Annotated in this window: 10 protein-coding genes; 7 read left to right on the plus strand and 3 right to left on the minus strand. The window is 65.8% G+C overall.

Features of this window, described 5'->3' with window-relative positions; translation table 11 throughout:
• Window position 1: 1 nt before the first annotated feature.
• Entirely contained in the window at window positions 2-781 is a 780-nt protein-coding gene (locus tag AC1DEK_RS29625; protein ID WP_478128898.1) for a VOC family protein, read from the minus strand.
• 103 nt (window positions 782-884) lie between these two features.
• On the opposite strand from AC1DEK_RS29625, the gene AC1DEK_RS29630 reads away from it, so the two are divergent.
• The 6 genes from AC1DEK_RS29630 to AC1DEK_RS29655 all read left to right on the plus strand — a co-directional run bounded on the left by AC1DEK_RS29630 (window position 885) and on the right by AC1DEK_RS29655 (window position 7159).
• Window positions 885-2051: a CaiB/BaiF CoA transferase family protein gene (locus AC1DEK_RS29630; RefSeq protein ID WP_478128899.1), complete on the plus strand. Its 1167-nt coding sequence runs from the start codon at window positions 885-887 to the stop codon at window positions 2049-2051.
• 37 nt (window positions 2052-2088) lie between these two features.
• Window positions 2089-2880, plus strand: a complete 792-nt coding sequence (locus AC1DEK_RS29635) for an enoyl-CoA hydratase-related protein (RefSeq protein ID WP_478128900.1) — start codon at window positions 2089-2091, stop codon at window positions 2878-2880.
• An 11-nt stretch (window positions 2881-2891) separates the two neighbouring features.
• Window positions 2892-3662, plus strand: coding sequence for an SDR family NAD(P)-dependent oxidoreductase (locus tag AC1DEK_RS29640; protein ID WP_478128901.1), 771 nt, complete (start codon window positions 2892-2894; stop codon window positions 3660-3662).
• Between the two features lie 16 nt (window positions 3663-3678).
• Window positions 3679-4497, plus strand: coding sequence for an enoyl-CoA hydratase-related protein (locus AC1DEK_RS29645; RefSeq protein WP_478128902.1), 819 nt, complete (start codon window positions 3679-3681; stop codon window positions 4495-4497).
• Window positions 4498-4533: 36 nt separating this feature from the next.
• Window positions 4534-5292, plus strand: a complete 759-nt coding sequence (locus AC1DEK_RS29650; protein WP_478128903.1) for a GntR family transcriptional regulator — start codon at window positions 4534-4536, stop codon at window positions 5290-5292.
• 205 nt (window positions 5293-5497) lie between these two features.
• Window positions 5498-7159, plus strand: coding sequence for an AMP-binding protein (locus AC1DEK_RS29655; protein WP_478128904.1), 1662 nt, complete (start codon window positions 5498-5500; stop codon window positions 7157-7159).
• Window positions 7160-7169: 10 nt separating this feature from the next.
• Here AC1DEK_RS29655 and AC1DEK_RS29660 read toward each other — a convergent pair whose 3' ends face one another.
• Both AC1DEK_RS29660 and AC1DEK_RS29665 read right to left on the minus strand, forming a co-directional pair.
• Window positions 7170-8423 (minus strand): acyl-CoA dehydrogenase family protein, encoded by a 1254-nt coding sequence (locus AC1DEK_RS29660; protein WP_478128905.1) that lies wholly within the window; start codon window positions 8421-8423, stop codon window positions 7170-7172.
• Window positions 8424-8463: 40 nt separating this feature from the next.
• Window positions 8464-8922: a MaoC family dehydratase gene (locus tag AC1DEK_RS29665; RefSeq protein WP_478128906.1), complete on the minus strand. Its 459-nt coding sequence runs from the start codon at window positions 8920-8922 to the stop codon at window positions 8464-8466.
• A 189-nt stretch (window positions 8923-9111) separates the two neighbouring features.
• Between AC1DEK_RS29665 and AC1DEK_RS29670 the strand changes: the two genes are divergently transcribed.
• The coding region (locus tag AC1DEK_RS29670) for a 3-hydroxyacyl-CoA dehydrogenase NAD-binding domain-containing protein (protein ID WP_478128907.1) at window positions 9112-10541 on the plus strand (1430 nt) is incomplete at its 3' end.

The following is a 10541-nucleotide window of genomic DNA, read 5'->3' on the forward strand; positions in this document are numbered from 1 at the left end:
GTCAGTTCTTTGGGTGCAGCGAAAAGCGGATGCCGCCGATCGAGACGCTTGTGTTGTCGTTGGCGAGCCCGCGCGCCTGCGCGGCGCTGCGGATTGGGGTCGCGTCGCGAACCGACAGTTCGATGCCTGCGAGTCCTTCGCCGCGGTCGTCGCCCAGCGGGACGAATCGAAGGGCGGCGTTGTCGAGCCGCAGGTGCCAGTCGCCGTCCCCGCGTTCGACCGAACGCTGGAGGATGCGGCCCCAGCGCGTTGCCAGCGCCTCCGGGTCTTGGGCCTGCAGCACGGCGCCGGTGATGCCCCGCACATGAAGTTCCGAGACGGCATCGCGCCAGTGCGGTCCGGCAGGCCAGTAGGGGCCGTTCAGGTCCGCGCCGTTGCGCGTGGTGTTGATCTCCAGCAGCGCACCGCCCGTGTCGCGCGGATGCAGTTGCATGCCCTCGTAGTCGCCGATCGCAAGCGGCGCGGCAATGCGCACACCGATCGTGTCGACATGCGCCCGCCAGCGCGGCAGCGACTCGCTGTCCAGGATCACCATGTAGCCGCCATCGCCCTTGCGGCGCTCGATGTAGCGCCCGGCCGTGGTGCCTTCGCGCAGCGGCGCGACGACCTCGACAAAGCTGCTGCCGAAGGGCATCAGCGCGTTGTGCAAGCCGAACTGCCCCACCTCGGGATCGCGGTGGCAGACCTTCACGCCGAAGACGGCGCACAGGTCTTCTTCCACCGGCGCCAGTTGCGCGGCCACCAGGCAGAGCTGGCGCAGTCTCAGAAAAGTCGTTGTCAAAACGTTTGTCTCCTTGTGATCGTTCTTGGATGCGAGTTGGAATATGATATAACAAATACAGAACTGACAAGAACACAACCGAGACGAGACAAAGGCGCCTTTCATGACATCGCTTGCCGGACTGCGCGTACTGGATTTGTCGCGCTTCATCGCTGGACCGTACTGCGCCATGATGCTCGGCGACATGGGCGCCGAAGTGGTGAAGATCGAGCCGCCGGGAGAGGGCGAATACGCCCGCCGCGCCTTGCCGGCCGTGAACGGGCAGAGCCTCTATACCTTCATCGTCAACCGCAACAAGAAGAGCTTCGCGCTCGACCTGCGCAGCGAGAGTGGGCTCAGTCTGCTGCGCAGCCTCATCGCGAAGGCCGACGTGCTGGTCGAGAATTTCCGTCCGGGCACGATGGAAAAGATGGGCCTCGGATGGGATGCGGTGCACGCGCTCAACCCGCGGCTCGTGATGACGCGCATCTCCGGCTTCGGCCAGGACGGGCCGCTCGCTCACAAGCAATGCTTCGACGGCGTCGCGCAGGCCATGAGCGGCCTGATGGACATGACGGGCGCCGAGGATGGGCCGCCGACCATGATCGGCTCCTTCGTGTGCGACTACACCACGGGCATGTATGCCGCGCTGGGCATCCTTGCTGCGCTCAATGCGCGGCATGCGACGGGGCAGGGGCAACTGGTCGATGTTTCGCTGCTGGAGAGCGCCGCATCGCTGCTCATGACGGCGATCCCGCAGCAGAAGCTCTTCGGTACCACCATGACGCGCGTCGGCAGCCGCGACCGCTTCGTGGCGCCTTCGAATACTTTTGCCACCGGCGACGACCGCTATGTGCTGATCGTGGGCGGCGACGACAACATGTTCCCACGCGTCGTGCGGGCCATGAAGCATCCGGCGCTGCTGGACGATCCGCGCTTCGTGTCGATGGCGTCCCGCTTGGAACATCGTGACGCAGTGGAAAGCATCGTGGCCGACTGGATGCTCGCGCACAAGGCGGATGAGATCGTCGCCCGCCTCGAAGCCGAGGGTGTGCCCTGCGCCAAGATCGCGACGATCGACGAAGTGGTCGACAACCCTCAGCTTCGCCATCGAGGCGCCATCGCCGACATCCCCTTCGGCGGCACCAGCGTGCCGGTGCAGGGCGTGACCATTCATCTCTCGGCGACTCCGCTCACCATCGAGCGCGCCATGCCGGAAGTCGGCGAACACAATGCCGAGGTACTCCAGCAGTGGCTTGGGCTTGAACCCGACCCGCTTGCCACCCGGTGAACATCAACGACACGCAGCCACAATAGGAGACACCCACTTGACCACCGAGCTCATCGAACGATTCGAAGCGGGCGTACTGACGCTCACCCTCAACAGGCCGGAACGCCTCAATGCGCTGACCATGCCGATGACCGAAGCGCTGCTTGCGGCGCTGCGCCGCGCCGCGGTCGACAACGAAGTGCGGGCCGTCGTTCTGACGGGCGCAGGGCGCGCCTTCTGTGCCGGCGGTGACGTCAAGGCCATGGCCGAAGACGACGCGACCCGCCACACGCTTGAATCCCGCACCCTGCAGCTTCGCGAACACATGGAGTGCTCGCGGCTGCTGCACGAGATGTCCAAGCCCACTATCGCGGTGGTTCGCGGCGCAGCGGCCGGCGCCGGCTTGTCGCTCGCGCTCGCGTGCGATCTGCTGTTGGCGAGCGACACGGTCAAGCTCACATCGGCCTTCGCCAAGGTCGGCCTGTCGGGCGACTTCGGCAGCACCTATTTCCTGACCAAGCTGCTGGGGCAGCGGGCGCGTGCCTTCGCTTTGCTCTCGCCCGTGCTCAAGGCCGACGAAGCGCTCCAGCTGGGACTGGTCACGCGCGTGGTGCCGGACGCCGAACTCGACGCCGAAGGGCGCGCTCTCGCGCAGCAACTGGCCGACGGGCCTTCAATCACGCTCGGTCACATCAAGGCCAATCTCAACGCAGCGGAGCAGGGCGCCACCTTGGCGCAGGCACTCGACCACGAGGCCATCCGCCACATTCGCTGCGGCATGACCGAAGACCACCAGGAAGCGGCCCGCGCCTTTGTCGAGAAGCGTGCGCCGAAGTTCGTCAACCGTTGAAGGAGCCCGCCGTGGACCGCTTTTCTCTCAAGGGCAAGACTGCCATCGTCACCGGATCGTCGCGCGGCATCGGTCGTGCCATCGCCATCGCCTATGCCCGCGCGGGTGCGCGCGTCGTGGTCACCAGCCGCAAGGTCGACGCTTGCAATGCGGTGGTCGAGCAGTTGCGCGGCGAAGGCCTGGAAGCCATCGCCGTCGCCTGCAACATTTCCAGCAAGCAACAGGTGACCGCGCTGGTCGACCAGACCGAGAAAGCCTATGGGCCGGTCGACGTGCTGGTCTGCAACGCGGCCGTCAATCCGTACTACGGGCCGATGTCCGGCATCAGCGACGAAGCCTTCTCCAAGGTGATGGATGTGAACATCCGGTCGAACCTGTGGCTGGTCAACCGGGTTGCGCCGGGAATGGCGGAGCGGGGCGGCGGCTCGATCGTCATCGTCAGCTCGATCGCCGGCCTGACGGGCTCGCGCGTGCTGGGCGCCTATGCCATCTCGAAAGCGGCCGACATGCAGCTCGCGCGCAATCTCGCTTTGGAGTGGGGCAAGCAGGGCGTGCGCACCAACTGCATCGCGCCGGGCCTCATCAAGACCGACTTCGCCAAGGCGTTGTGGGACAACCCGAAGACGCTGGCCGCGGCGCTGGCGTCCAGCCCGCTCAACGCCATCGGTGATCCGGAAGACATTGCCGGAGCCGCACTGCTGCTGGGCTCCGATGCGGGGCGCTTCATCACCGGCACGACCATCGTCATCGACGGCGGCGCCACCATCGGCGGCGAAGCCTGAGAAAGGAAGGACATCGATGAGCTTCCAGGACATCACCATCGCGACCGAAGGCCGCATCCTCACCATCACGCTGAACCGGCCCGAGCGACTCAACGCATGGACGCACCGCATGGAGACCGAGTTCCGCCAGGCGGTCGAAGCTGCCGAGGCCGATGAGGGGGTGCGCGCCATCGTGGTCACCGGCGCGGGCCGGGGCTTTTGCGCCGGGGCGGACATGGACATTCTCGAAGCGGGCGCAGCCGGTGCGGCTGACACCACCATTCCGGTGGCCGCCGGATCCCGCTCAGCCAATGGCATCGAAGCCAACTACACATGGCGCTTCAGCTATCTGCTGCGCGTGCGCAAGCCCATCTTCGTGGCCATCAATGGCCCGATCGCCGGCATCGGCCTGTGCATGGCCGTCTTCTGCGACTTCCGCTACATGGCCGAGGGGCAGAAGCTCACGACCGCCTTTGCCAAGCGCGGGCTGATCGCCGAGCACGGCATCTCGTGGATGTTGCCGAGGCTGATCGGCCCGACGCATGCACTCGACCTGCTTCTGTCGGCGCGCACGCTGGTCACGGCGGAGGCGGCATCGCTCGGGCTGATCAAGGCATTGCCGGCCGAAGGCTTCCTGGCGGCAGTCCAGGCGATCGCGCGCGAGATGACCGAGAACGCCTCGCCGCGTTCCATCGGCGTCATCAAGCGGCAGGTGTACGACAGTCTCTTCCAGGACCTGGACACCGCCTGGCGCCGCGCCGATGAGGAAATGCAGGCCTCTTTTGCGAGCGAGGATTTCCGCGAAGGTGTGGCGCATTTCCTGGAAAAGCGCGCTCCTGCGTTCACGGGCCGTTGATCAGAGCGGCACCATTTGAAATAACATATTCGCTATTTGACAATTGACAAAGGCGTGTTTCCGCATGCCTCGCACGCCATGGAAGACCTTCTCACTCGCGACAGCCTCAACGCGCAGGCCTATGCCCGGCTGTGCCGCGACCTCAAGGCCGGCCGGTTCGCGCCCGGCGAAAAGCTCAAGCTGCGCGATCTCGCGGCCGAGATGGGCATCAGCCCGACCCCTGTGCGGGAGGCGCTGGCGCGGCTCATCTCGGAGCAGGCGCTCGAACAGGTGGGTCACCATTCGGTGCGGGTGCCGATCATGAGCGAGGAGCGCTTCGCCGAGGTGCGCGAGCTTCGCCTCATGCTCGAAGGGCAGGCGGCGGCCCGCGCGGCCCAGCGTGCCAGCGCCGACGACCTGAAGAAGCTCGAAGCCATCCACGAGCGCATGGCCGCCTTGCGCGAGGCGGGCGACATGGCCGGCGAGCTGCTCGAATCCGAGCGCTTTCACATGGCCGTGTATGCGTTGGCTGCCATGCCGGTGCTGCAGCGCATCGTCGAGAGCTTGTGGCTGCAATGCGGGCCGCTCATGAAGGCGCTGCAGACGCATGCGCTCGGGCAGCCTCGCAAGCAGCATCCGCACCACATGGTGATGCGCGGGCTGCGCAAGCACGACGGCGAGGTAGCACGGCGCGGCGTCCATGACGAGATCGAGCGCACCTCGGCGCCGATCCTCGCCTATCTGCGCGAGCGCGGCGCGCAGATTCCGGCGCAGGACGTGAAGCCTGCTCGCCGCCGCGTCGGCCAACCAGCCTGAGGCGCATCGCGTCAACACGATTGGGCATGTCCTGCAAGAGGGCGTGCCCGCAGGTCCATGCAGCGGGGAAATGCACTTGCATGCTCAATATTCATTGACCTGCGCTTGTCGCTTCCGGTGCAAGGCCGCATGATCGTGCACAAACCGGGCGTCCCGCATAGTGGGCCGAATCCGGACGAGCAGACCGCCTCGGAGACACGCCAGCATGATCGCTTACCGCCACGGCTCTCAGCCGCTGCATGAGTATTTGCGCCTGCACGCCCGCAGCACGCCGGACAAGCCGGCATTGATCTGGTACGGGCGCCGGATCTCGTACGCCGAACTGGACGACCTGAGCGACCGTTTCGCCCAAAGCCTGCGTGACCGCGGCATCGGCCAGGGCGACGTGGTGGCGCTCTTCCTGCACAACTGTCCGCAATACCTCATCGCGCACTTCGGCGTGCAAAAGCTCGGCGCCATCGTGAGCCCCTGCAACCCCGATGCCCGCGCCTACGAGCTGGAGCACCAGCTCAACGAACTGGATGCCAGCGCCATCGTGGCCGGCGAGGAACTCCTCAAGGTCGTGCTCGGCTCCAGTGCGATGCGCACCGTGGCGCACGTCTTCGCGGTCCGCTACGGAGAGATGCTCCCGGCGACACTGGCGATGGACGTGCCGTGCAACATCCGGCTGCGGCACGAGCCGGCGCCGCCGCTGCCAGCCTGTGTCATCGACTTCGCCGATGCGCTGGCCGAGGCGGATTCCTTCACGCCGGTGGACACCATCGCGATGGACGACGTCTCGCTCATGGCCTACACCTCGGGCAGCACCGGGCTGCCGAAGGGCGCGATGATCAGCTTCGAATGCGCGCTCTACAAGACCGCGGTGAGCGCCGACAGCTTCAGGATCGGCAGTGACGACGTGATGCTGGCCGACGTCGCGTTGCACCACATTTCGGGAATGATGACCGGCCTGGCCATTCCCATCTATGCAGGGGCGACCGTCGTGCTGCTGCACCGCTTCGATGCGACGGCCGTGCTGCAGGCCATCGAGGCCTGCAATGTGAGCTGGTGGTACACCATGGCGCCTTCCTTGCCGTCGACCATGGCGTGTGACGACGCGGCCACCTACGATCTGTCGTCGCTGCGCACCACGGTCGGCACCAGTTTCGGCGTTCAACTGACCGAATCGCTCGCGGGGCGATGGAGCCGCTTCGCGAACGGCTGCCTCGTCTACGAGGCGGGCTACGGCCTGAGCGAGACCCACACTTGCGACACGCTGATGCCGCCCGATGCCATCAAGTGGGGCACCAATGGCAAGCCCGCGCCTGGCGTGGAGCTGCGCATCGTCGACCCCGACACCGGCTGTGAATTGCCGACGGGCCAGCGCGGCGAGATCCTGCTGCGCGGGCCCATCCGGTACAAGGGCTACTGGCTGCACCCGGAAGCCACGCAGGCCATGCAGCTCGATGGCTGGCTGCGCACCGGCGACGTTGGCGTCGTGGACGACGAGGGCTACCTCACCTTCCTGGGCCGCACCAAGGAAATGATCAAGGTCTGGAGCTACAGCGTCTTTCCCGAAGAGGTCGAGGCCATCCTCGCGATGCACCCCGACGTGCGTCAGGCGGCGGTGGTCGGCCTGCCCGACCCGGATCGTGGCGAGGCCGTGCAGGCTTATGTCGTGCTCAAGGACGAGGCCGCCGCGCGCGTGCGCGCGGGCCAGCAGACCGATCGGGCGGACCAGAGGATCATCGAATGGTGCCTGCAGCACATGTCGCACTACAAGGTGCCGCGCACCGTCATCTTCCGCAACGGCCTGCCGTCATCGAAGAACGGCAAGCTGCTGCGGCGAATGCTGCGTGATCCTGCCGGCTCGATGGCGGTGAACTGAGCCGCCCGGCTCAACGCGCCGCGACCGGCGCACGCTGCCTGGCGTATCCGGCCAGCTCGTGCTTGGCGATGGCGTTGCGATGAACCTCGTCCGGCCCATCGGCTACGCGCAGATGGCGGGCATAGGCATAGAACGATGTCAGCAGCGTGTCCTGGCTCAAGCCGGCCGCGCCGAAGGCCTGCATGGCGTCGTCGATCACCTGCACGCAGTTGTTCGGCGCGATGACCTTGATCATGGCGATCTCCTTCGCTGCCACCTTGTTGCCGACGGTGTCCATGCGCCAGGCGGCATGCAGCACCATCCAGCGCGTCTGGTCGATCAGCATGCGGGCCTTGGCAATGCGCTCGCGCCACACGCCCTGTTCGGACAGCGGCTTGCCGAAGGCCACGCGAGAGACCACGCGCTCACACATCATCTCCAGCGCCGACTCGGCCATCCCGATCATGCGCATGCAGTGATGAATGCGCCCGGGGCCGAGGCGTCCTTGGGCGATCTCGAACCCGCGCCCTTCGCCGAGCAGCAGGTTCGACGCCGGCACGCGCACGTTCTCGAACAGCACTTCCGGATGGCCGAAGGGCGCGTCGTAGTGGCCCATGAGCGCCATGTCGCGCAGGACCGTCACGCCGGGCGTGTCGCGCGGCACGATGATCATCGACTGCTGCCGATGCCGGTCGGCGTTGTCCGGATCGGTCTTGCCCATGAGGATGAACAGCTTGCAGCGCTCGTTCATCGCGCCGGTGATGTACCACTTGCGCCCGTTGATCACGTAGTCGTTGCCGTCGCGCCGGATGCTGCATTCGATGTTGGTGGCGTCCGACGACGCCACGGCCGGTTCGGTCATCGCGAAGGACGAGCGGATCTCGCCGTCAAGCAGCGGACGCAGCCAGCGCTCCTGCTGTTCCGGCGAGCCGTAGCGCGCGATGACCTCGGTGTTGCCCGTGTCCGGCGCGCTGCAGTTGAAAGCTTCGGCGCTCCAGTAGCGGCGGCCCATGATTTCGCACAGCGGCGCGTATTCGAGGTTCGTCAGCCCGGCGCCATGGCCGGCCTCGGGCAGGAACAGGTTCCAGAGTCCCGCCGCCCGCGCCTTCGGCTTGAGTTCCTCCATCAGCGGAAGGGTCGTGTAGCTTCCGCCCTTCTGCGCATTGAGGTAGGACTGGTGAGCTTCTTCCTCGCGACGCTTCTCGTTCGGATAGATGTGTTCGTCCATGAAAGCGAGGAGGCGGCTTTGGAGATCCTGGACCTTGGGGGTGTATTCGAATTGCATGTTGTTGAATGGAGTGAGGGGTGGATTGAAAAGGCCGGCGTCACGACCAGGAAAAGAGGCCCAGCGAGACCGCCACGAGCGCGGGCTTGTCCTGGCCTTCGATCTCGACCGTGTTTTCGGTGCGAAGCAACGTCCAGCCGTCTTCGCGCGGCTCGGCGGCCAGCAGCTTGATGTGATTGCGCACGCGTGAGCCGGCACGCACCGGCGCCATGAAGCGCAGCTTGTCGAGCCCGTAGTTGACCGACTTGGTGGGCTTCAGCCCGCCGAGCAGTTCATACGAGGTGATCGGGAGCAGCGAGAGCGTGAGAAAGCCATGCGCAACCGGCGCGCCGAAAGGGCTCTCGCTTTTGGCGCGTTCGACGTCGATGTGGATCCACTGGCGGTCTTCGGTGCAATCGGCAAAGGCGTCGATGCGCGATTGCGGCACCTCCACCCATGATGAGCTGCCGATGGATTGGCCGACGTATTGCTGGAGGTTGTCCCGGTTCAGAAGAGGCATGGCATGTATGAAGTGGGGTCAGGTGGGGTGGGCCGCGGATGGATGGGCCATGCTCCGATAGTGCCCCGACTGGCGCGCGCCGGGGCGTCCTCCGCATGAAGGCTTTTCATCCGCCGCATGCGGCGTGTTGATGCAGCCGCATCGCGCGTGCGGGAACATCGGATGGCATCAACGCCGAAAGGAACATGCGTGACAGCCAGCTACGAAGTGCGAGACGGCATCGCCGTCCTTGCGATGGACAACCCGCCCGTCAACAGCCTGGGCCTGGGCAACCGGCGCTTCATCGCCGAATCGGTGGCGCGCGCGCAGGACGATGCGGCGGTCCGTGCCATCGTGCTGACGGGACAAGGTCGCGCCTTCTGTGGCGGCGCGGACATCCGCGAATTCAACAAGCCGGAGGCCACCGCCGCCCCGGACCTGGTGGATGTCATCCGGATCGTCGAAGGCGCCAGCAAGCCTGTGATTGCTGCGATCCACGGTGTCGTGATGGGGGGTGGCCTCGAACTTGCGATGGGGTGCCACTACCGCGTGGTCCTGACCGGTACGCAGGTCGCGCTGCCGGAGGTTCGCATCGGCATTCTGCCCGGTGCCACCGGCACCCAGCGCCTGCCGCGCCTGATCGGGCTCGAGCCCGCCCTCAACATGATCGTGACCGGTGACACGGTGATGAGCGACGTGCTGGCGGCGATTCCCTCTCAGAAATTGTTCGACCGGATCGTGCGGGCGGATGTTCTTCTCGCCGCCATCGAGTTCGCACGGGACATGGCCGACGTGCGACCGCTGCCACGTTCGCGCGACTTGAAGGTGCACCATCCGAACCCCGAGGCCTACCTGCAGTTCGCGCGCAACATGGTCGCGGCCAGTTCGCGCAACTATCCCGCGCCCCTGCGTTGTCTGGACTGCGTTGCCCAGTCGGTGCGGCTGGACTTCGATGCCGCCGTGGCGTACGAGCGCGCCGCGGTCACGGAACTCGTGTGGACCCCGGAGAGCGCTTCGCTGCGCCATGCTTTCTTTGCGGAGCGCGCCGCCAGCAAGATTCCGGACGTGCCGGAAGACACGCCCCAGCGCGCCATCAAGTCCGTCGGCGTGATCGGCGCGGGCACCATGGGCGGCGGCATCTCGATGAACTTCCTGAACGCGGGCATCCCCGTCAAGATTCTCGAGATGAAGCAGGAGGCGCTTGATCGCGGCATCGCCACCATCAAGAAGAACTACGAATCCCAGGTCAAGAAGGGCAAGCTCAAGCAGGACAAGTACGAGCAGCGCATGGCGCTCCTGAGCACCACGCTCGACTACAACGACCTGAAGGACGCGGACCTCATCATCGAGGCGGTGTTCGAAGAACTGGGCGTCAAGGAAAAGGTCTTCAAGGAACTCGATCGCGTCGCCAAGCCCGGCGCCATCCTGGCTTCGAACACCTCCACGCTGGACGTCGACAAGATTGCCGCCTTCACGAAGCGTCCGCAGGACGTGGTCGGCATGCACTTCTTCAGCCCCGCCAACGTGATGAAGCTGCTCGAAGTCGTGCGCGGCAAGGCAACGGCCAAGGACGTGCTCGCGACGGTCATGTCCACGGCCAAGAAGATCAAGAAGACGGCAGTGGTCTCCGGCGTGTGCGA

The sequence above is a fragment of the Variovorax sp. 10N420 genome, from assembly GCF_056394705.1.